Below are 21,888 nucleotides of genomic sequence, written 5' to 3'. Positions count from 1 at the left end.
TCTTAGCAAATAACCCGTAGCTTTAATAAGTTCTTAGTATGAAATATGTATGGATAACCATCGGGATATTACTTTGCTTGGCAAGCGGGTGCAAGAAGGGAACGCCATCCTCACCGGATGAACCGACTCCAAATATGCCGGCTACCTTAAACATTGAAGTGCCGAATTCTTTCGTCACGGATAGCTTATACACGTACACTTTACGCATAGAAGATGAAGATGGGATTGACAGCATTTGGTTTGATCTGGATGCTCAAGCCGAAGATTCCAGAGTATTCAGCAACTTTGCCATAAAATTGCCCGGTGAATCTATAAACTGGGATACTTCGCTTACCGTTGAATTCTACCAACCGGCTACGGCAGAATTTACATTATCGGTAAAAGACCGTGCAGAAGAGCCCAAAATCGAAGAGAAAAATCAATCAGTGGCGGTTCAACTTTCTCCGAATCAAACAACCAGGTTTAGTAGTAATTTTGAGCCCGGCAGGGTAAACTCTCCGCTAAGCTGGACATGGAAAGCTTCGGATAAGCAAGGAATCCTGGACGCCATTGCCGGTTACGTGTATGAAGGGGAAACAGATACTGCATTCGTAGAATTAACAGTAGGTGATACCGAAGCAGAAACCACGCAGGAAATAACTTTTCCCAAATCAGGAACCGTACAAGCCTTTCTTCGAGTTACGGATTCCCGCGATGAAGTTACTCAGCAAACTCAGCAAATAACAATTTTAGCCGAGCTATTACCCCGCCAAACTACTATTGATATAGGGAAACCCGATGTAAGTATGGAAGTACACAGAAACGAACTCATTGCTTCCGGTACAACAAATTCTGAGGGTATTTTTGAATTTACTGAAGAACTTCCCAAAGATAGTTTGGTAAACTATTCGATTACAGCCGATGCACTCGGTCTTACAGGATCAGAATTTGAACTGACCAGTACCGCCGACCAAACTATTCAACAAAATATTGAGGCAGTACCCATCACAATTAGCAACACCTTACCAGGACAATACCCGCGAACAACAGATACACAAGACTTAGCTTTACTTGTAAGTGTACAAGACACAGAAGGAAGTGTACCTGTAACAATTAATCTTGTATACAACGGAAATAATTTCGATATAGATCAGGCAACAGGAACAAACTGGGACTTTAGCACCTCTGCACAAGACCCAGCAGGAGTAACTGAAGATTTTACTCTGGAAGTAGAAGCTTTGTATAGTGATAAAAGTCAAACAGTTACAAAAGAAATATTTGATAGAAGAGCCTTAGATTATCTGCAAACAAACTTTAACGTAGTAGAACGAGAATCGCTACAAATCGATTTAGCAGAAGTGTTGAGTTCAGAAGCAGAAATAACTCAAGCATCAATTAGCGATGTAGCAAACGGATTAGACGTAAGTAATAATGGATTAGTGTATACACTCACACCAATAGAAAATATTTCTGCGGATAAAACATATGCGTTTAGTGTTGATGCCGAGAATGCAGATGGAACGTCTGAAAGTAGACAAGTACATCTCACTTCAGAAGCACTACCTGAATTTAGTGCGACTGTGGTAGATCACGTAAACGAACAAGCAGTGTCAAAAGCGTACGTAGTCATTGAACGAGAAGATAAAAGTGTAATTGATTCGCTTGTAGTGAACGGAGGCGCATTTAGTTCAATAGAAATACCTTCAAACGCAGAATCGTTTAGATTTGGAGAATTACGGAACGAAAGGCCATACGCACTTGAACACCGAGTATTTGTGCAAGGAGGAGAAAACCTTACTATTCCTGTAGGAAATAGAGATTCATTTGATAAATTCAAAAATTCAAACGGGACTCATACAGAAGATGAACTCATGCGTCGATGGGCAGACTCAGAAATTATTTGTGGTCATGGAGGTTTAGCAGGCCTAAATAATAACCCTGATTTACATTATAACTTAGAAGATGAATTATGTGGCTGGGCACCAGAAAACAATTATCTCCCTACCAAAATAGTTGTGGCAAAGCATATCACTCAACGGGTGTATGCTTTTATTGATGGCAAACATAGCTTTATTGTTCGGGAAGACAGCATGAGTGACATAACCTTAAACATTATAATAGATAACTTTGATAATGAATATCGAATAGCATTACCGGATCTGCCCGTGCTCACCATAGTAGATTCATTATATTACGACTACGAAGACCAAGAAGAAGATGCAATGTATATTGTCCCTTATAGTAAGCCAAATGACTCAAGAGGAACGGTTGAGTTTTATGGAACCAAAGGAGTTGATACAGGTATAATAAAACACGGTCGTGTAACCTTGCGATCGAATTCAAGTCAGGATGCTAGTCCTGAATCTCAAAATAAAACTCAAGATCAGGAGTTTGGTGCTCTGTTGTTTGAACAGGGTCGCAGTCAAGCACAAAATCTTGGGAATTATGAAAGCATTGTTAAACAAGGGCACCCCAACAACAATGCATTTGTATTTCCACTAAACCTATGGATGGGTTGGATGGCAACGAGTGATTTATACAAAGATGCACCGAATAAAAACATGTTTACGAACGCATCAATAATTCCAAAAGCATGGAATCCAGACTACACGAGTCTAACAACTTCATGTGATATTTTACCGGGCGACTGTTCTGATAAAGGATACTAATTGCGTGAATTATTCTAAAGAAGGGTTTATATATCAGTCTCGCGAAATTTGTTTATCTATATCATTCCATCATTTCGCTGAAAGCGGGATGATGGAGGTTCAAAAAAAGCTCCAGTTATCTCAAGTCATGTGAATGTTCCTTCAACTAAACTCCATCAGCCGGAGTACCGACAGATGGGTAGGTAGATTCTACAATTTACTTCATTCCATCATTTCGCCTTGGATGGTTTAACTTGTGGAGCAAATTGAAGTAATTATAGAAACCTAAATGTTGGTGTTATTTAGAAAGCGGGGTGATGGAGGTTCAAACAAAGCTCCTCTTATCTCAAATCAATTTTGCGTTTATAACCCTGACAGGGTTAATTAATGACGATGGATTTATAAGATCTGAAGTTTAAACCCTGTTTGGGTTATGAATACAAGTCTTATTCAAAATTCCATCAGCCGGAGTACCGACAGATGGATGGGTAGATTTTAAAATTTATCTATCACCTTTGATTTGAGTTATTTTAGTCTTGTTCAAATCTGGTTTAAGCCAATAGAACAGAGAAGGGAGCACAACCAGATCAGCTATCACAGCAAAAAATATTGTTGAAGAAATCAGGATGCCCATTAAGGTTGTAGAGGTAAACTCGCTGGTTATGAGTGTTCCGAATCCCAGTAAAAGAATCATGCTGGTAATAATAATGGCCCGACCAGTTTTTTGAGTAGTTATTTCCAAGGCATCCTGGATGCTCAAGCCTCGTTTTAATTCGATCCTGAATCGTGCTAAATAATGAATGGTGTCATCAACAGCTATCCCAAAAGCAATAGTAAAGATCACGGCAGTAGAGGGTTTTATATCCACTCCCAAATAACCCATTATTCCTGCAATTAAAACCAGAGGCATGATATTCGGAATCAGTGATATGATCACCATCTTTAAATCTTTGAACAGAAAAGCCATCAATATTGAAATACAGATAAAAGCCAAGCCGATACTGGAAGCAAGAGAATAAACCATTTTCCCAACCAGGTTTGCACTTAAAACGGTTGACCCTGTAACGGTAATTTCTTCATTGTTAAAATTCTGAGACAGGTATACATCAATGGAATCTCTGATCTCATTAATACGCCTCGATCCTGCATCTTCTGTTTGAGCAGCAATCCTCAGTTTTTGATAATCAAAATCTGTTACGTTTTGCAGGATGTCATTATCAGTTATCTCCAAGAGAAGTAAGTATTGTGCGATAAGATTCTGATCAACGGGGAGAGAAAACTGAGAGGCATCTTCTGGAGACATTACCTGATGTAATTCTTTTAAAAGAGTACTGAAAGAAGTAGCACGTTTTATTTCTGGATAAGACAGCAGGTGTGTTTGTAGATTATCTATTTTTTGTATCAATTCCGGGTCAGTGATTCCTTCAGGCTCTTTTGTGTCAATAACAAATTCTAAAGGGAATGCCGGAGCCAGATTTTCAGAGAAAAAGTCACTGTCTTTAATTAGTTCAGAATCTCTGCTCACATCATCAAATACACGACCGTTTACCTGAAGTTGATAGATTCCGATTCCAACAACAAAACAGATCAGCAATGCACTCAAAGAAATTGCTTTATAATGCCTTCTATTAAATGCGGAAACGTTTAACAATTTATCTCCAATCCATGGATACAGTTTTCCTCCTGTTTCACGAAAGACTTTTTTAATATTTGTGATCCTCAGAATCGCCGGAAGGAACAGAATGGTAATGGTGTAAGCAATCAGCACACCTACGGCTGTGTAAATGCCGAAGCGTTTCATCGGAACTACAGAACTGGTCAATAGAGTACCAAATCCAATTGCTGTGGTGATACTGGTAAGAAAAGTAGCGCTGCCAAGTGTAAGTAGCATTTCGATTATTGCTTTTCTTTTTTTGAGTCCGTTTTGGACAGCATCATCAAATTTGGAGATCATATGTATGGAGTCGGCAACACCGACACAAAGCAGAATAGGGGCGATGGTGCTACTCATTATTTCCAGATAACCACCGCTTAAAGTAATAACTGCAACCGTAAAGAGTACAGTAAACCATACTATAAACATAGGAATCAAAACTCCGGATATGCTTCGGTATAAATACCACAATAGTAAAATGATCAGAACAGAAGAAAAGGAGATATAGAATATGACTTCCTCGTTGAGAATATTCACATACTGATTTCTGAAAAAAGGAATACCTGTGATCTTGAAATCTTTGGAAGGATAGTTACTTAAAGTTGACTGTAACCGGTCAATAATTTCATTGCGTGTTTCATAGGTATTATTTTCCTCATCTATCTCAAGAAAAAAAGCAGTTGTAGTGCCGGCTTTGTCAATTAGAAATCCTTCTGTAAAAGAGTCGGAAGTGATTCTCTCTTTGATGGTATTCAAGTTGGATTGTAAAGAATCAGTATCGAGAAAAGGGTCAAATTTAAGTGTGCCATTCAGATTAACCATTTCTTCAGCCGACCAAATGCTTTGAACCTCTGTTACATTGGGAATTGTTTCCAGAGTATCTACAATTGCTTTCAGATCCAGTAGACTCGAAACAGTAAAAAGAGAATCTGATTTAAAGCCCACCATGATCACATTGTCATCTCTGCCAAACTCATCTTCCAACAAACGATAAGATTGAACAGTGGGATCAGTTTTGGGATAAAAGTTTTCCAGGTCGAAATCGGTTCTGATCTTTGAAGCCGGGAAGATCGCAGCTATAACCAGTAGAAATATAAAGAAAGTGACCAAGCGTGGGTTATTGATCACAAAGTCAGCGAATTTATGCATTTAATCAGTGCAGAAGTAAGATGATAAGTTAGTTCATGAGACAAACTGAAATTATCTGAAAGAAATTCCAATCAAAGCAATCCATGTGCAAATACTGTTCGTAGTATCAATTGAAATTAATCATAAATCATAACAACCAATCACAATGAATTTCAAAAAAATAACATACTCCATTCTGAGCTTAGTATTGATCGGCTCTATCATAGTATTTGCAGCAGATCATATCGATGCTCCCGCAGTAGAAGGAACGAAAGCTGATATCACTGATTATTATGCGTTTGAAGGTTCTTCAAGCAATAATTTAGTTTTTGTAGCAAATGTTCAAGGTCTATTATCTCCTTCGGCAACCGCTGGTGCAGAGTTTAGTGAAAACACCATGATTCAATTTAATATTGATAACACAGGCGATAATGTAGAAGATCTGGTAATTCAGGTGATCTTCGCTGACGGCGTAGCATATGCTTACGGTCCGGTAGCTCCATCTGAAACAGGTTTAACAAGTGGTGTTGAGTTTAACGCTACTAATAATGCTTCAGTGGCTATTACGGAATACGGAAGCTCAGCTAATATTGGTATCAATAATGGTATCTCATTATTTGCAGGACCACGTGACGATCCTTTCTTTATGGACTTTGCTCAATACGGTGAAATTATAGCAGGAAATGCTTCCAGCTTTAACGATCCCGGTTCAGATACTTTTGCAGGAACTAATGTAATGAGTGTTGTAGTGGAAGTACCTAAGTCTACTTTAGGAAGTGCTGAAACCATCAATACATGGGTTCAAGCCAAGAATCGCGTTAACTAAGACGAACTAATTATATCAAGAATTTTAAAATTATTATCAAAATGAAACTTTCAAAATTATTTACACTTTTATTGGTTGCAGGCTTAGTTTTTACAGGCTGTAGCAACGACGATGACGACGGGTCATCAACTCCTATTGCTGAAGATGCTCGTTTCACGACAGCAGATCAAATGGGACGTCCGGCAGTGAACACAGTATTTATTTCTGCTTCAAGTAAGAACAGTTTTAATACTACACTTCCATCAAACCAAAGCGCTGCTTTCAGAACAGAGATGGAAACCAATCTTTCAGGTTTAAGTCCGGCATATGCTAACGAGTCTGATGCTAATGCATTAGGTCAAAACAGAGATGCTTTTATAGATCTTTTAGCAACGGATGTACTTAATGTTAGTCTTACCGGTAAAACTACGTTCTTCGACGGAACAAATGTACTTACAGGTAGAGCACTTGCTGATGATGTTATCAGTACTGAATTACTACTGATTTTCGGTGGAGAAGATGGAACTGAATTTCCGGGACTATCTGATGACAATGTGGATTCTAACGATAAAGCATTCTTAAGTACATTTCCGTACCTAGCTGCACCGTTCTAAACAGAACAAAATCTTATAAAGAGCCCCGATTCAGGGGTTCTTTTTTACCTAAAACTTAAAAAGCGTTGATTATGTTAAAGCGAATTTTATTCGGGGTTCTATTAGTATGTACCACAATCAGTTGTACTCAGAACACGGAACCCATTGTAAACAAAGAAGAGATAAAGCCATTTATAGATGAGAAAAAATTTGTTCAAAAAAGTGGCATTGAGAAAGTAAATGAGGATATAACTTTTTGGACTTCTAAACTGGAAGAAAATGAAACACCTGTTTATAAAGTTAAACTTGCTTCTGTGTATCAAGCAAAATTTGGAATCACAAAAGATGTAAGCTATCTGGCAAAAGCGGAGGAGCTTCTTACAGAATCAAATAAATTCTATAAAGAGCAAAATGCCGGTGTTCTTCAGGCATTAGCTCAATTATCTATTACCAAACATGATTTCAGAAGTGCTATAGATTATGCTGAAAAAGCACTTTTGATTGGTGAAGATAAATTACTCAGTCATATGATCATTTATGATGCGAGTATGGAAACCGGAGATTTTGAACATGCCAGCTATATTCTGGAAAATGAGATTACTAATAAATCTTCCTTTAATTATCTGATTAGGAAATCACAATTTGAAGACTATTCAGGAAACGCATCAGAATCTATAAGTGCTCTTGAAAAGGGTGCAGAACGTATCGATTACAGCGAGTCACTTTCATCATGGGCTCATAGCAATTTAGGCGATCGTCTGGGACATGAAGGAAACGTTCCTAAGTCTTACGAAATGTTTCTTAAAGTATTGAAAAAGAAAAGATCAGGTGCTTCATATCTGCATTCTTTAAAAGGAATAGCGTATATCGCGTATGCACATGATGGAAATACTGAGTTTGCTAAAGAGATCCTGGATTTTGTTCATAGTAACCAGGAATCACCTGACGCATTACTGATGTATGCTGAAATTGCAGAATATGAAGGCGATGATTCTCTAAAAAGAGAATATTTAAATGAGTTTTACAGCAAAGCATCCGATACTAAATATTATGGAATGTATGATGCAGAATTAATTCAACTGGCTGCTACGGAATTCGGTGATTTTGAAGTAGCTGAAGCTCTGATCCAAAAAGAATTAGAAAACAGACCCAGTCCAATAACCTATGATCTTCAAGCCTGGGTAAAGTTTCATAAAGGCGAGATTGAAGAAGCCAGATCTATCTTAGAAGATAAAGTTCTTGGCAAAACCTACGAGCCTGTACCTGCTTATCATGCCGGAATCATTTTGAAAGAAGCCGGTGAAGAAGAAAAAGCAAACAAACTTCTCAACTATGCTAAAGAAGCAAGTTTTGAGTTAGGACCTGTCACTGTTAGAGATATAGATACTAATTTAAATTAGGACCATGACAATGAGCTTAAAATATATTCTTACTATCTCATTTGCGGCATTCACTGTATTATTTTCCGGGACAATTTTTTCCCAGAGCATTTCAGATGAAGTGACAATATCCGGACAAATACTGGATCGAAAATCCGGTAAACCAATAGCAGGTGCTACTGTTAAAAGCGGATCATAATTTAAGGGGGGCAGAGTATAGAAAGGCAGCTAATCAGGGACAAAAAAATCCCCCACATATTCCTATGTGAGGGATTACATGATGAGGAGATAATTCTGCTTACTTAAATCAGCAGATTTTCTTGTTTACTTAATAAGCATCATTTTTTTAGTGCTTAAGAAGTTACCGGCCTGTAATCGATAGATATACATTCCGCTTGAAAGTTGTGCCGCATCGAACGATACAGAGTACGTTCCTGCTGCTTTTGTTTCATTTACCAGAGTAGCTACTTTTTGGCCCATAATATTATACACATCAATGTGCACCTTAGAAGCTTTTGGCACATCATAACTTATGTTGGTAGAAGGGTTGAATGGGTTTGGATAGTTCTGCTTCAGGGCAAATTCAGAAGGTAAATTTTCAGTTTCGATAGAAGTTACAACTGATACTTCTACAGTTTGGGTGCTTTTAGAAACCGCACCTTCATTGTCTGTTACAGTTAATACTACTTCGTACTCATCAACAGAATTATATGTGTGAACCGGATTTTTATCGGTACTTGTACTTCCGTCACCGAAATTCCATGAATATGAAATTATAGCTCCGTTCGGATCTTTCTCATCATTCGATTCATCGATAAAGGTGACTACGTTATCACCGTTTTCGAATCCGCTTTTTTCAAGTTTGAAATCCGCTGTAGGTGCGTCATTAACAGGTACAACCGTTATCAACACTGAATCGGAAGCGGTAGCACCAAAAGAGTCCATTACCGTAACTTTAACGCGTTCCTGCCCGAAGTGATTTTCTGGAGCCGAGAAGCTTAAAACATTACCATTTGCAGAACCTGAAATCTGGCCGCCTTGTATTAAAACTGTCAGGCTGGACAGTTCATCGTTAGCGTCAGTAATAACCTGACCCAGTTCGAAAGTTAAAGCTTCATCTTCAAGAAAACTCATTTCAACCGGAAGATTTATATCCGGAGCAGCATTTTCAATGGAGTTTTTCAAATCTATAATACGACCAGATCCCCCCATTGGGTATCTGCTTGCAAATACAATTTCACCAAGAAAATCTTCAAGGTAAATCTGTAGTGATTGTTGGTAAGTGATACCAATGGTCTTGAATTCTTTACCTCTGAATGGATATTGATCACCACCACGGGCTGTGAAATCGGCAGTAACCAAATCTACAGTTGGTGCACCTTCAGCAATCTCACCATCAATTACTATGGCAGTTCCATCTGCAAGAGTAATGGTTTTAATACGATTGCCCTGAGTTGCTATAGTCTGACCTTGGTCATTGTTATAAACGATTGCCTGCTCGGAAGGATCGAACTCGATTCTGAATCCTGCAATTTGTGCAAAACGACCTGTTCCGTCTCCCGTACCCATTCCTGTTTCAGGGTCAATACTTGAGACAGCATTTTCCATAATTTCAAGAAGGAGTGTTGGTGAAACATCTTCAACAACAGCAAGAATATTACCAAAAGGAAGTACATCGAATGTTTGGCTGGCAGTAATTATACCTGCAGGAATTTGATCCCTAATGCCACCACCATTTGCAAGTGCAACTAAACGACTAGGATCAAGATCTAAGCCAAAATTCTCTGCCGTTGCTAATGTAACAGCCAGATATCCATCGGTAATCAGATTACCAAGATTGGTTTCACGGGAGCGAATTTGATTTCTTTCACCTATCAAATGCACTTCAGTAGTAGCTACTTTAATTCTTGAAAGTTGTTCTACATACTCACGAACGGGTTCAACAACTTCTTGAAGAACCTGAGAGTCTTCTTCAACACCTCCTTCAAGTGAAGCATCAGCTACACGAATCGGGCCACCATTAAATGAGGTCACTTCTCCGTTAATGTCGAAATCAACATTTAAACGGCCTAAATATGTGTAATTGCCCTTAGTAGTAACTACCGGCACTTCTTTATTTTCTGCATCCTTTACAATCATAGGATATGAAGAGCGGATAAGTGCTTCGTCTCCCGGAATGAGAAGATTATCATCATTTGCAAGTAGTTCGTCTCCACCACCCGCAATCATGATATCAATTCCTGTTAGCTGTGCTGCAAGAAGCGAATCTTCTTCAATGCCTTGTAAGTGGCTGATAAGAACAATGCTCCTGATATTTTGAGCTTGTAATGCTGCTACTTCTGCCTGAACTGCAGGTAAAACCTCATTTACAATCACCGTTCCTGGGCTTGAAATGAAATTAAGGTTTTCGGTAGTAGCTCCAATAATTCCTACTGAAGCACCATTTGATAATTCAATAGTAGTACTTTTAGCAATGCGCCCTTTAGTTTGAAGTTCGAGTAGCTCTGGTTGATTTGAGAAATCAAGGTTGGCACTTAGAAATGGAGGCATGTTACCACGAGTATCTGAGATGAAGCCAGAATATGTAACCGGTCCTGCATCAAAATCGTGATTACCCATAGCAAGAGCGTCGTACCCAATGAGCCCTATTGCACGGGCATCGAAGAAGGTTCCTAGATCGAGACTAGCATTGAACTCAGTTCCTGCAAGGAAGTTGTCACCCGAGGAAACCATAATTACTTCATTGCCAGCATCCCAAGCGTCCTGCTTTTGTTGATCGGTAAGTGTTTTAAAACGTGCAACACCACCAAAATTCTCAAATCCAGCACCAGCATTAAGAAGCTGAGATTCACCATCATTATTATGGAGTACTGTAAGAGTAAAAGGCTCGGGTATGCCACGGATACCTAAACTTGACCAATCATTTTGAGCCAATACAATCCATTCAGAATCTTCAGTATTAGTTCCGAATGAACCTTGTGGAGCTGGGTTACCATGCGAGATTTCAACTTTACGAACTAAGGTATGATCCTGAGTTCCATTAGCAACACCCGCAACTTCCCATCCTGAACCCGGATCTGCAAAAAGATCACCTATGATATCAAGAATCTCGTAGTTGTTTTCGGTACCATAAACCAATGCATACGCATCATCACCATTATGGAAAACGGAGCCGGTTCCATCAGCGAAATCGAGAACTCCTGCATCAGCGCTAGAATTTGCAATTACGTAGGTACCTTTAGCAGGAACAACAGCGCCTTCAGGAAAGGTATTCCAGAAATCAAATTCGCCTGCCACGTTATTTTGGTTACTACCGGTCAGTCCGTTATTCATGTTTGGGAAAGCATAATTGGCAAGACTTACATCTTCATTTGTAGGGTTATAAACTTCAATATACTTGTTGTTTCCACTTCCTTCAGCATATTCTGAGAAGAATAGTGGAGCAGCCTGAGTTTCGAAGTTTATTTCATGAATGGTAATAGAACCGGTAATCTCATTACTTAAAACAGCAAGAGGGAGACCTATTGGACTGGCGCCTTGTTTTAAGAAAGAAATGCTTTCGGGACCGGAAGCAATAGTTGATTCAAGAATGGTTTTAATTCCAGAATGATCAGCTAGGTCGTCCAAGGATTCAATCATATCTTCATTGAAGTTGGCTTCATCAAAGTTTCGAACATTGTCGTAAGTAACAAATTCGGGTGCTGTAGGGTTGGTAATGTCATACACCATTACACCTCCAATTCTTTCCAAACCGATGAAAGCGTATACTTTTCCAGCTAATTTCACCACAGTTACGGCTTCCGGTTCCGGACCTTTATCATCAGAACGATTGTCGAAAGAATCGTTTTCTGAATTGGTAGAGTTGAAGTTTTCGGGGTCAAGAACGGAAAGAATTTGTTCGAACTCGCTGCCGCTGTCCCAGACTAATTCTCCGGTAGATGGATTCCAGATACTGAAAGAGCGTGCACCATAACTATATAATGCATCATACATAGGATCTCCATAAAGCTGACCACGGATCTCGCCACCAGGATTTGCGGCAGTGTGTACATTTACATATAAGTTTACTTCCTCTTCAAACGCAGCCGATTTAAGAGCTGATACGAAATCAGACAGATCAGAACCGTTTAATCCTTCACCCTGAACCCAGAATCCTGAAATCCATGCTGCAGTAGAATCTACTAATTCGAACTCAGTATCTGCATCCGTGCCAATATTAAATACAACGTTTCCATTAGCTCCGCTTTCTTCAAAATGAAAGTGCATTCCGGTAACATCATCCAGAGAGCTAACAGTAACAGAATCTCCCCCTGCAATTTCGCCAAAATCTAACCCTTCTATGTAGAAAAGATAGTGTAGAGTATCTTCAGTGGCACTTAAGTAAAACTCACCTTCACCCTCAGCATCCGAATCTACTTCTGCAACTTCCTGATCTCCATCAAGTTCTGTGTACAGAAATGTAGAATCCGTATTCACGCCCAGTGTGGTTGTAATATTGATACGACCTAAGTTTTCATCTTCCTGCAGATCAGGATCTGTAAATATGGATGGGTTTAAACGTAGATCTTTAACACGAGCTTCTTCACTAAAACCGTCATAATCACGGGAATCTCCTTCATTAGCGGAAACGATATAAGTAGTTCCATTCATTGTAAATGAAGAAATAGCATCGGGTTGGTACATTCCCCAAACAGGCCAGTTTGTGATATTGATTTCATCATCATCGTTACTGGCGTCAAGTTCATTGCCCGCTGTTGCATGGTTTTTATATCCCAATGCGTTAATTTCTGTAACCGTAGCGGAAGTGATATCCACAACAGCCAGAGCATTTGCTTCCTGAAGCGATACATATGCAGTAGTTCCGGTAGAATCAATAGCTATGTATTCAGGTTCGAGATCCTGAGCAACGGTAGCTCCGGGTCCGAAAATGCGAACACCTGCTTCCAACAAAGTAGTTTTTTCAGAGTTATAGGCTGTAAAATCAGCAGTTGAAGTAGTAGCGCTTGCAGCTCCGCCGGAAACATCTATAATAGTGATGCTACCTTCAGGATCTACATCATAATCATCATTTGGTTCACCTTCGTTTGCTACAATTACTTTAGATCCATCAGGAGTAAATATTAGCATATCAGGAAGAGCACCTGCAGTTATACTGTTGATGAAAGCACCGGTAGATGCTTCAAAAAATACCACACTCCCGGCATCGGTTTTAATAGCTGCTTCTACAGCTACGGCAACCAACCCGTTAAAAATGGCCACACTGTTAACGCCACCACCATAAACCGACATGTCGATGTTAGTAACTTCGGTTGGGTTGTTTGGGTCTGAAATATCCAAAACAACTACTGAGTTTGCATCAGCATTGGTAAAGAATAAATGTTTAGATGCGGGATCGTAAGCCGAGATTTCGGCTGCACCTCCATCAAAAACTCCGGTATGGTAATCTCCAAGAAAATCGAATGAGACCTCTTGTGCGAAAACCACCGTAGACGTGAAAATCATCACTGCTAAAAGCAGGGAAAAGTTAGCTTTTTTCTTCATTAGTTAGGTTTGTTTGTTAAGATTGAAAACAACCCAGAATGCACAGCTAACTTTACTACAAGATTACTCCCTGTTTATGATTCTATTAATAGAGTATATCCTATATTATCAATTTGATAAGTCATGGGTTTTAAAATAAACCCGGGTTTATTTTTTTGTTAAATAATTATTTACAAAAAAGTGGTAATGAAAAAGTAAATGAGGATATTACTTCTCGGGTTTCGAAACTGGAGGAAAATGAAACTCCTGTTTATAAAGTTAAACTAGCTTCAGTGTATCAGTCAATGTTTGGAATCACAAAAGATGTAAGCTATTTGGTAAAAGCGGAGGAGCTTCTTACAGAACCAAATAAATTCTATAAAGAACAAAATGCCGGAGTTATTTTGAAAGAAGCCGGTGAAGAAGAAAAAGCAAACAAATTTCTCAACTATGCAAAAGAAGCAAGTTTTGAGTTAGGACCTGTAACAGTCAAAGATATAGATTCTAAACTTTAGTAGGTCCGGATTTAGAAATATGCCGTCAGCTTGATATATCCAAACGAGCTGGCTGCATAGTTTTTAAAATTGAAATGCCCATAAAAGTTTTCGCTTTTTTTACCTCCAAAAAAATGAAAGCCAAGAGCTGTTTTAAGGCCGTCCTTAATATCGTATTGAGCTTCGGGGTTAATCCAAAAATCACTTCCTACATAGTTGTATCGCCCAAATCCTGACAATAAAAGATTATTTCTTAGAAATGATCTCCGAAGGCTTAGAGTGGAATAAAAGAAATTCTCTTCTTGTAGTATCAACTCATCATAGTTAAATATACATTCATAAAAGAACTGAGACTCAATATCCAAACTGGATAAACTTGTCTTAACTCCGATCATACTAATAAGCCAAGGCTTTTCGAATAAAAAGCCATCTTCATTTTGATTGAAAATTAAGATCAACTGCTGTGCCTGAGCAGGAGTAAGGCTATTGAGGTCTGCAGAAGTGGCGAGTTCAGGCAGATAATCGAAATACTTCTTAAAATGGAAAGCTGATTCAGATTTAAAGATCAGATTATCATTTACAATATAATTTCCTGAATAACCTATTATTGGTGATTTTAAATAGGTCTTTGTCAATTCGATTGCAGGTTCAGCAGGTAATAAAGGACCGGTAAACACAAGATCTTTTTTATACGATGGATTTCCTTCCGTCCACCACATTGCTGTCAGATCTAAATCCCATTTTAAACTGCTTCTGATTCCCCACTTTATCATTCCCTGAAAAGAGCTGAATGAGTTTTCAGTTAATGAATCTGAATAGGTGACGTTTGTACTTTTTTCCAGCTCTGTAAACGGAAACCATCTGGAACCGGGTTTAGCCAGTGTATTGGATTGAAAAACAGGAGTGGCAATGAATTCTAAAAAGTTATTCCCATAGTATCTGGTATATCTTACGGCCGGAATTCCTCCTTTAAGATCTTCTACTGAAAGTGTTAAAAACTCACTCACATCTACAGGGGAGAGTATATCGGTTATAAATGTTCCGTTTGTTCTTCCCTGACTTATGACCTGCTTCCCGATCCGCAGATCACTATTCCTGAAAAACAGATCTATATAACCTTCCGAAAAATCATACGCATAATTATTCGCAGATTCTGAATAAGTATTTAGTATTTCGTTAGAAATAAACACTGTTCCGTAATTAGTATTGAACGAAATGTCGACTCCAAGTCTGTTTCTTCCAACCAGATATTCGTTAGGAGGGCTTGTTAATACAGCATTATAGTTTCTAAGAAATCCGGTAACATCTTGAGAAAAAATAAGCTTAGGGGTGAAATTAATGGAGAAAATCAGAATCAAGAAAAATAGGGGTCGCCCGATTTGACTTATAGTCATAAAAAGAAGTAATTAAAAGTTTATTTATATCGTGATTGTTATTGAGGCTTAACCAATTTATCCGTATTTTTAGTTCATTATGGTTAAATCCTATCTGTATCCGTGAAAGTCGGTTCATCATCAAGATTTTAATCTCAAAACGAACACAATACTAAGAAATCTATTATGGCGCACGAAAGAATCGAAATTGATTTACCTCTTGCCAAAGCGTATGAGTTATTAAGTAATCCAGTTGAATTTCCTAAGTTTTTGGAGCGTATCGATGTAGTTAATCGAATAAATTCACAAACATTCGAATATAACACTAAGATCGGTAACGAAGAATTTAAGTGGACAACTAACTTAATTGACAATCTTCGCAACACAAGATTTGCTTGGATCACCATCAACGGTAACCTAAACCAAACAGGCACAATCCGCTTTACTCCATTAGATAATGGCGAGCGCACACGTGTTGAGTTTTCTTTAGACTATCGTACATTTTTTGGCGAGCCTAGCGAAGAAGTTGCTAAATTTATTGAAGAATCAGCCGCTCAATTGGCAAAAGATTTAGAAACGTTTAAGAAACTTGCTGAATCTGGTACATTCAAAGAGACTGAATTAAAACCAGCTGAAGAAACTGAAGAAGTAACAGCATAGTTACTCTAAAATTATTTAGTATTTTAATGCGCACCCTATCAGGTGCGCATTTTTTTTGTCCATAATCCAAGCCCGATAATTTTTTGAAATTTTCAGAGTTTATAGAATCCGAGAAAAGTCAGCTTTCCCATTATTTGCTAATTGGAAATCCTGTAATGCACAGTTTATCTCCCGCGATGCATAACCTTGCTTTAAAGCATAACAAAATAGGAGGGGAGTACATTTCGGTTTCAGTTTCTTCCAGAGATGTGAACATGGTTCTGGCACATTGCACCAACGATTCGTTCCTGGGAGCAAATATCACAATTCCGCATAAAGAATTATTTCTGGATATGGTGGATGAATTAACCGATGAAGCAAAAGAGATCGGAGCCATCAATACTTTGGTAAAGCAGGATGGGAAATTGATCGGACATAATACCGATGCATACGGCTTCATAAAACCAATAGAGAATTATATAGATACTCTGCATGGAGAAAGAGTGATCATTTTTGGATCAGGTGGTGCGACAAAAGCGATTGTTTTTGCTCTTCAGGATCTTGGAGTTGAACAGATCGTATTGGTGTCCAGAAGACCGGAAATGTATGAAAGCAATGGCTCGGAAAATATTATCCGTTGCAGCTATGACAACTGGATCGCTTATGCAGACGATGCTGCCATGATCGTGAATGCCACTCCACTGGGAATGACACCGAACACAGAAAGTTCACCCGTACCGGATCAGGATATTGAAATTCTGAATGAAAAGATCTGTTATGACATTGTATATAATCCCAGACAAACGAAATTCCTGAAACAGGCCATACAAGCAGGTGGAACACCCATTGGTGGTTTGGATATGCTGATATATCAGGGAGCTAAATCGTTTAATTTGTGGACGGGATTTGAATTCCCAATTGAGAAAATTAAATCAAAGTTAGATGAAGTCTTACCAACCTGATTTTATAAAACCATCGGTATTTGATTCGGAAGCTATTTCTTCCTGGTTTACAAAGCGGGGAGAGTCTGTTCAGGATAATTTTAAGATCAGAGGTTTGAATCTTGGATTTAACACAGAAGAAAATGAAGAAATAGTAGAAGGAAACAGAAATTTTTTAGCCAATTCTATTTCTACTCCGATTTCTGATATCGCCTTTGCAGATCAGGTACATGGAAATGAGATCATTGAAGTACAAAAAGGCGGCATCTATAAAAATATTGATGGTTTTATAACTAGGGAAAAAGGGTTGGCTTTGGCTATTCAGGTTGCAGATTGTGCTGCAGTATTATTTGGCGATTCAAAAGCAGGAGTTATAAGTGCCGTTCACGCAGGCTGGAGAGGAGCCGAAGCTGAAATTGTACCCAAAGCTATACAAAAAATGGTGAGCTTGAATGCCGATCCAAAGGACATAAAAGTATTCATTAGTCCGTGTATCTCTCAAAAGCAATTTGAAGTCGGAGACGAAGTGGCTGAAAAATTCTCGGATGATTTTGTTGATCGAAAAAGCTATTCAAAGCCACATATCGACATCAAAAAATTCATAGAATCTCAGCTTGTGAATGCAGGTATACTTGATGAGAATATTGAAATTCACGGAAGTTGTACCTTTTCTGATTCAGATTATTATTCTTACAGAAGAGACGGAAAAAGATCGGGACGAATGATGGGTATCATAAAACTGAATGACACGGTTTGAGAGTTAGTTATAGTCCCGGGTATTACGCTACTATTCCTAACGAGCATATTTTCCCGATGGGGAAATTTCAGGGATTGCATCGCTATTTGCTGGAAAAAGAAATTCTTTCTGATTTTGAGATCATTGAACCCAAAATGATCGATTTCATAAATCTGATGACGGCTCATACATCACGATATGCTTACGGTGTCTGGAACGGAACACTAGATAAAAAAGAAGTGAGAAAAATGGGGCTGCCATGGACAAAAAGTCTGGCGATTCGATCCAGATTAGCTGTTCAGGGAACTTTGAATGCCGGAATAATGGCACTGCAGGATGGGATTTCGGGGAATCTTGCAGGAGGAACCCATCACGCTATGGCTGATTGGGGAGAAGGATTTTGCGTATTTAACGATGTGGCCGTTGCCATAAAAGTGTTGCAACAATCCATGTGGATAAATAAAGCTTTGGTGATCGATTGTGATGTCCACCAGGGTAATGGAACGGCTGAAATATTCAAAGATGATGAGACAGTTTTTACCTATTCCATTCATGGCGAAAAGAATTATCCGTTCAAAAAACCACCTTCAAATTTAGATGTTGGATTACCTGACAAAACGGGAGACAAAGAATATCACAGAAATCTGATCGAGTCACTGGATTCGGTACTTAGTTCATTTGAACCGGACATCGTTTTTTATCTGGGAGGAATCGATCCGCTGGAAACCGATCATTTCGGGAGATTGTCACTTACTTTAAAAGGACTCAGAGAACGTGATCGTATTGTAATAGAAATGATCACTCAAAAGGAATTGCCTTTAGTTTTGTTACTTTCCGGTGGCTATGCACCCACACTTGAAGAAACAGTGATTGCTCATGCTCAGATGTTTGAACTGGCTAAAGAGTTGGGTTTTTAAATATTTAAATTGGGTATAAAGTCTCATAATAAATTAAATGGCTAAATAATTATACTTAAAGAAAATGGTGATATAAAAATGAGATTTATAATAGCGATATGTTACATTATCTTTGTTGTATCAACTTTAGAAATAGAGGCGCAAAACAAGGATTTTTTTCCTTATAAGAGTGGTGATATTATTGTATTTGCCGTTTTTCAAGGTAATGACCGGATGAATGATCATAAAGTAAGTTTTGTAGATGTTTCTACGGATTCGAATAAAAATACCTTTTTCACCCTAAACTATGAAGGTTATGAAAATCCAATATTTTCGGATTTAAAAATTGACAGCTCAGGAAACGTATTTGGAAATGATTGGTGGACACCTACGGAGAAGTGGAAAATTTTAAATTATGAGCTTATTACTGAAGAGAATTGGATCGCTTGGTTCTATTCGAGTGAAGAATTTGAAATTGGAAGAGTATTAAGTACCGACACTTCAAATTATTTAGGAATAAAATCTGAACACAAAAATATAGAATATTTCACAGCTGGTGATAGCACTTCCTCATCAGGATTTCAGACTATTGGAGCGACAGTAAAGGATAGTTTAGGATTTATAGATGTTTTTAGCTACGAATTTGGACCAAGATATTTGCTTAAAGGAGGAAAAATTGGTGATGAAATTTTTGGGGATACAACTCTTACATTGATAACTTCTAATGAAGAAGAAAATTCTTTCCTAAATGATTTTCAGTTAAGTAACTATCCCAATCCTTTCAATCCTTCCACAACAGTTTCCTACAGCATGAAAGAGGCAGGAACTGTAGTGTTAGAGCTATATGACATTACAGGAAGATTTGTTGAAGAGATAGTAAATGAATATAAATTGTCTGGAGAGTATAAAATTCGTTTTGACGCTTCAAACTTGTCAAGTGGCACATATTTTATTCGGGGAAAACTGGGAGAGAGTATAAGCACCCAAAAGATAACTTTGATTAAATAACTATACTTTCGTTAATTAGTAAGAAGTAAATAATAGGTTATGTGTAAATTTTCACTTAAAAATACTTTTGTCTTTCCAAGTATTTTTTTTGCTATGCCTATATTTTTATTGATTGGCTGCAGCACTAATACAGAACTCCCTCCTGAGAACGATATGATCATTCCGCTTGCAGAAGGGAATTATTGGGTTTATGAGACTAATCTATCTCGAAATGATACTGTAGTTTTTGAAAACAGGTTAGATACATTATCACTTGCTCAAGAATTCATTTTTAATGATAAAAAATCTTGGAAATTTGGTCACACATATGACTGGTCCCCATTTGGGTTAACACTATTTGATTGGTATAAACATATCAGTATCGATTCTTTAGGTGTTTATTTTACATGTACCACCGATAGGGCTAATCAATGCATAGAAAGAGAGGAATTTATTTTTCCAGCTTCAGTTGAAGATACCACTAGTTTCATTTGGTATGATGGTGATTCTATTTTAGGCTTTAGAAATATTACTATTGATATGAATTTAGATTACTCAACAAGCAATCGTGTTTATAAGGTTGAAACATTATTAAATGAATCAAAAACTTTTTTTCATATAGTAAGTGGTATAGGAATAGTTTATTGGGAAGAGGAATTTGATAATAGCAAGAGAACCTTCTCTTTAATTTCTAAAAAAAGATAAACTAATTTATTATTTATGGTTATAAAAAGACTTTGTTTTATTTCTTTCGTTTTCATTTCATTTACGATTAATGCTGAAGGAAGAAGCTTTTAACATGAAAGTAATAGAATAGCACTGGGGTTGGAATATGTTTGTACTTGAACTTTAGAATAAAAGGTAATTGCTCATGCTCAGATGTATGAAGTGGTTAAAGAATTAGGTTTCTAATTAAGCTCATTGTGCTCTATATTTCAGCTCTGAAAATCAAAGACACATCAAGTATTGAATAAACAAAAACTGGCTATTTTAGGGTCTACGGGATCTATCGGGACACAAGTGTTGGAAGTGGTCCGACAACATCCGGACAAGTTCGAGATTGTGGCGCTCACAGCCAATGGTAACTGGAAGTTGCTGGCTGATCAGATCAATGAGTTTACTCCTGAACTTGGCTTGATATGTAATGAGGCTCATTATTCAGATCTGAAACAAGCCGTATCAACTAATACTGATCTGCTTTCGGGAATTCATAATTTAGTTGAGATCGCAACTCATGAAAATTGTGATACCGTATTAAACAGTTTGGTGGGATTCGCGGGATTTGTCCCAACGATTGAAGCTTTAAAAGCAGGAAAGAAAGTAGCACTGGCAAATAAAGAGTCTTTGGTGGTTGGCGGCCAGATCATCAGAAATATTCTGGATGAGTATTCCGGAACATTAGTTCCTGTAGATTCAGAACACAGTGCCATGCTTCAATCTATAGTAGGAGAGAAGCACGAGAACATCGAGAAAATAATTATCACAGCAAGTGGTGGTCCGTTCAGAGATCTGAACAAAGAGCAGATGCAAAATGTAACGTTAGTTCAAGCCTTAGATCATCCAAATTGGGATATGGGCGCTAAAATAACTGTAGATTCTGCGACCATGATGAATAAAGGACTCGAGATCATAGAGGCAAAATGGCTGTTTGATATTCCCGTTTCCAAGATCGAGCCGGTCATCCATCCACAAAGCATAATTCATTCCATTGTTACTTTTACGGATGGTTCCAGCAAAGCACAGCTTGGTCCACCGGATATGAAAGTTCCGATTATTTATGCATTGACTTATCCTGACAGGCTAAAGTTAGAAACGCCGAGAATGGACTGGACTCAGGCACAAGAACTCACCTTTTCGCCCGTTGATTACGGGAAGTTTCCTTGTCTAAAACTCGCAATCGAATCTATAGAAAAAGGAGGGGTTGCTCCGACGGTTTTAAATGCAGCGAACGAAGTAGCAGTTAAACGCTTTTTGGATAAAGAAATTAAGTATATTGACATCCCGAAAATTGTAGAGGAATGTCTTGAAAAAATCGGGTCGGGTTATGAAGTAAACATTGACTCGTTAATTGAAATCAATAAAGAGACGCGCGACTTAGCTGCGCAGATTAAGTAAT

At 38.1% G+C, this 21,888-nt stretch carries 16 protein-coding genes; 13 read left to right on the top strand and 3 right to left on the bottom strand.

The features are described 5' to 3' along the window. Positions 1-38 precede the first annotated feature (38 nt). Entirely contained in the window at positions 39-2,648 is a 2,610-nt protein-coding gene (locus A8B79_RS01335; protein WP_153038316.1) for a hypothetical protein, read from the top strand. 481 nt (positions 2,649-3,129) lie between these two features. Here the strand turns inward: A8B79_RS01335 and A8B79_RS01330 are convergent, their stop codons facing one another. Beyond that, complete coding sequence (locus A8B79_RS01330) at positions 3,130-5,430, bottom strand: efflux RND transporter permease subunit (RefSeq protein WP_066217078.1); 2,301 nt, start codon at positions 5,428-5,430, stop codon at positions 3,130-3,132. 145 nt (positions 5,431-5,575) lie between these two features. On the opposite strand from A8B79_RS01330, the gene A8B79_RS01325 reads away from it, so the two are divergent. The 4 genes from A8B79_RS01325 to A8B79_RS16110 all read left to right on the top strand — a co-directional run bounded on the left by A8B79_RS01325 (position 5,576) and on the right by A8B79_RS16110 (position 8,385). Continuing rightward, positions 5,576-6,235, top strand: a complete 660-nt coding sequence (locus A8B79_RS01325) for a DUF4331 family protein (RefSeq protein WP_066217076.1) — start codon at positions 5,576-5,578, stop codon at positions 6,233-6,235. 41 nt (positions 6,236-6,276) lie between these two features. Next, positions 6,277-6,828, top strand: a complete 552-nt coding sequence (locus A8B79_RS01320; protein ID WP_066217074.1) for a DUF4331 family protein — start codon at positions 6,277-6,279, stop codon at positions 6,826-6,828. Between the two features lie 71 nt (positions 6,829-6,899). Next, a complete protein-coding gene (locus tag A8B79_RS01315) occupies positions 6,900-8,207 on the top strand; it encodes a tetratricopeptide repeat protein (RefSeq protein ID WP_066217072.1) in 1,308 nt (435 codons plus the stop codon). Between the two features lie 10 nt (positions 8,208-8,217). Then, complete coding sequence (locus A8B79_RS16110; protein WP_161485124.1) at positions 8,218-8,385, top strand: hypothetical protein; 168 nt, start codon at positions 8,218-8,220, stop codon at positions 8,383-8,385. 125 nt (positions 8,386-8,510) lie between these two features. Here A8B79_RS16110 and A8B79_RS01310 read toward each other — a convergent pair whose 3' ends face one another. Then, positions 8,511-13,727, bottom strand: coding sequence for a choice-of-anchor I family protein (locus tag A8B79_RS01310; protein ID WP_066217069.1), 5,217 nt, complete (start codon positions 13,725-13,727; stop codon positions 8,511-8,513). A 155-nt stretch (positions 13,728-13,882) separates the two neighbouring features. Here A8B79_RS01310 and A8B79_RS01305 point away from each other — a divergent pair, with 155 nt between their 5' ends. Continuing rightward, positions 13,883-14,221: a hypothetical protein gene (locus tag A8B79_RS01305; RefSeq protein WP_066217066.1), complete on the top strand. Its 339-nt coding sequence runs from the start codon at positions 13,883-13,885 to the stop codon at positions 14,219-14,221. Positions 14,222-14,232: 11 nt separating this feature from the next. Here A8B79_RS01305 and A8B79_RS01300 read toward each other — a convergent pair whose 3' ends face one another. Continuing rightward, positions 14,233-15,594, bottom strand: a complete 1,362-nt coding sequence (locus tag A8B79_RS01300) for a hypothetical protein (RefSeq protein WP_153038315.1) — start codon at positions 15,592-15,594, stop codon at positions 14,233-14,235. A 165-nt stretch (positions 15,595-15,759) separates the two neighbouring features. Between A8B79_RS01300 and A8B79_RS01295 the strand changes: the two genes are divergently transcribed. From A8B79_RS01295 to A8B79_RS01265, 7 genes are all read left to right on the top strand, one after another. Next, positions 15,760-16,233: an SRPBCC family protein gene (locus A8B79_RS01295; protein WP_066217061.1), complete on the top strand. Its 474-nt coding sequence runs from the start codon at positions 15,760-15,762 to the stop codon at positions 16,231-16,233. 83 nt (positions 16,234-16,316) lie between these two features. Continuing rightward, on the top strand, positions 16,317-17,174 hold the full coding sequence (gene aroE / locus A8B79_RS01290) for a shikimate dehydrogenase (protein ID WP_235603517.1): 858 nt from the start codon (positions 16,317-16,319) through the stop codon (positions 17,172-17,174). Beyond that, positions 17,155-17,910, top strand: coding sequence for a peptidoglycan editing factor PgeF (gene pgeF / locus A8B79_RS01285; protein ID WP_066217057.1), 756 nt, complete (start codon positions 17,155-17,157; stop codon positions 17,908-17,910). The genes aroE and pgeF overlap by 20 nt, the downstream gene beginning before the upstream one ends. After that, on the top strand, positions 17,907-18,806 hold the full coding sequence (locus A8B79_RS01280) for a histone deacetylase family protein (protein ID WP_066217054.1): 900 nt from the start codon (positions 17,907-17,909) through the stop codon (positions 18,804-18,806). The genes pgeF and A8B79_RS01280 overlap by 4 nt, the downstream gene beginning before the upstream one ends. 78 nt (positions 18,807-18,884) lie before the next feature. Beyond that, positions 18,885-19,793 carry a T9SS type A sorting domain-containing protein gene (locus tag A8B79_RS01275; RefSeq protein ID WP_066217052.1) on the top strand — a complete coding sequence of 303 codons (909 nt, stop codon included), beginning with the start codon at positions 18,885-18,887 and terminating at the stop codon, positions 19,791-19,793. A gap of 39 nt (positions 19,794-19,832) precedes the next feature. After that, the gene (locus A8B79_RS01270) at positions 19,833-20,477 is read left to right on the top strand and encodes a hypothetical protein (RefSeq protein ID WP_161485123.1); all 645 of its coding nucleotides are present in this window, start codon (positions 19,833-19,835) and stop codon (positions 20,475-20,477) included. Positions 20,478-20,738: 261 nt separating this feature from the next. Next, positions 20,739-21,887, top strand: a complete 1,149-nt coding sequence (locus A8B79_RS01265) for a 1-deoxy-D-xylulose-5-phosphate reductoisomerase (protein ID WP_066217046.1) — start codon at positions 20,739-20,741, stop codon at positions 21,885-21,887. Position 21,888: the final 1 nt, after the last annotated feature.

Origin of the sequence: Balneola sp. EhC07 (assembly GCF_001650905.1) — a bacterium.
Taxonomy (GTDB): Bacteria; Bacteroidota; Rhodothermia; order Balneolales; family Balneolaceae; genus Balneola.
The sequence above is the reverse complement of the archived record's forward strand: the minus strand, read 5'-3'. Positions and strand labels throughout refer to the sequence as shown.

Coding starts and splice junctions, on each gene's coding strand:
- A8B79_RS01270 (WP_161485123.1), top strand. CDS start 19,833: ATGTGTAAATTTTCACTTAAAAATACTTTTGTCTTTCCAAGTATTTTT.
- A8B79_RS01315 (WP_066217072.1), top strand. CDS start 6,900: ATGTTAAAGCGAATTTTATTCGGGGTTCTATTAGTATGTACCACAATC.
- A8B79_RS01335 (WP_153038316.1), top strand. CDS start 39: ATGAAATATGTATGGATAACCATCGGGATATTACTTTGCTTGGCAAGC.
- A8B79_RS01330 (WP_066217078.1), bottom strand. CDS start 5,430: ATGCATAAATTCGCTGACTTTGTGATCAATAACCCACGCTTGGTCACT.
- A8B79_RS01310 (WP_066217069.1), bottom strand. CDS start 13,727: ATGAAGAAAAAAGCTAACTTTTCCCTGCTTTTAGCAGTGATGATTTTC.
- A8B79_RS01295 (WP_066217061.1), top strand. CDS start 15,760: ATGGCGCACGAAAGAATCGAAATTGATTTACCTCTTGCCAAAGCGTAT.
- A8B79_RS01275 (WP_066217052.1), top strand. CDS start 18,885: ATGAGATTTATAATAGCGATATGTTACATTATCTTTGTTGTATCAACT.
- A8B79_RS01320 (WP_066217074.1), top strand. CDS start 6,277: ATGAAACTTTCAAAATTATTTACACTTTTATTGGTTGCAGGCTTAGTT.
- A8B79_RS01325 (WP_066217076.1), top strand. CDS start 5,576: ATGAATTTCAAAAAAATAACATACTCCATTCTGAGCTTAGTATTGATC.
- A8B79_RS16110 (WP_161485124.1), top strand. CDS start 8,218: ATGAGCTTAAAATATATTCTTACTATCTCATTTGCGGCATTCACTGTA.
- pgeF (WP_066217057.1), top strand. CDS start 17,155: ATGAAGTCTTACCAACCTGATTTTATAAAACCATCGGTATTTGATTCG.
- A8B79_RS01300 (WP_153038315.1), bottom strand. CDS start 15,594: ATGACTATAAGTCAAATCGGGCGACCCCTATTTTTCTTGATTCTGATT.